This window comes from Methylobacterium sp. E-005 (assembly GCF_022829725.1).
Classification (GTDB): domain Bacteria; phylum Pseudomonadota; class Alphaproteobacteria; order Rhizobiales; family Beijerinckiaceae; genus Methylobacterium.
Genome location: NZ_JAKSYG010000052.1, coordinates 1 through 847, shown reverse-complemented (window position 1 = coordinate 847; position 847 = coordinate 1). Strand labels below are relative to the sequence as shown.

1 protein-coding gene is annotated in these 847 nt (G+C 69.5%); it reads left to right on the top strand.

Annotated elements, in window-relative coordinates:
• Window positions 1-847, top strand: an 847-nt coding sequence (locus MKK88_RS04980; RefSeq protein WP_243997496.1) for a KUP/HAK/KT family potassium transporter, incomplete at both ends; no start/stop codon positions are given.

Here is an 847-nt window from a genome sequence, read left to right as displayed (position 1 = left end):
TGCTCGGCGCCCTGGGGGTGGTGTACGGCGACATCGGCACCAGCCCGCTCTACGCGTTCAAGGAGGCCGTGAAGGCCGCCACCAGCGGCGGCGCCTCGGTGCCGGCGGCGGCGACCGGCGCGGTCTCGCTGATCCTGTGGTCGCTGATCCTGATCGTCTCGCTCAAATACGCGGTGCTGATCCTGCGGGCCGACAACCGCGGCGAGGGCGGCATTGTGGCGATGCTGGCGCTGCTCGGTGCCCGGCAGGCGAGGCCCGGCAGCTGGAAGGCCCTGCTTCTGGTGGTCGGGCTGGTGGGGGCGGCGTTGCTCTACGGCGACGGGGCGATCACGCCGGCGATCTCGGTTCTCTCGGCGATCGAGGGGTTGAAGGTCGACGCGCCCTCGCTCGGGCCGTATGTGGTTCCGATCACCCTCGTGATCCTGGTCGGGCTGTTCCTCGTCCAGCACAAGGGTGTGGCCGCCATCGGCCGGGTGTTCGGGCCCGTCATGCTGGTCTGGTTCGCGGTGCTCGTACTGCTGGCGATCCCAAGCATCCTGCGCACGCCCGAGATTCTGGCGGCGGTCAATCCCTGGCGGGCGGTCGACTTCCTGCTCCATGCCGGCTGGCACGTCAGCTTCCTGATGCTCGGCGCGGCGTTCCTGGCGGTGACGGGCGGCGAGGCGATGTATGCCGATCTCGGTCATTTCGGCGCCCTGCCGATTCGGCTGGCGTGGTTCGCGCTGGTTCTGCCGGCGCTGGTGCTCAACTATTGCGGGCAGGGCGCGCTGCTGATCTCCGCCCCCGACGCCCTCGAGAACCCGTTCTTCCGCCTGTGTCCCGACTGGGGACATTACCCGCTGGTGGC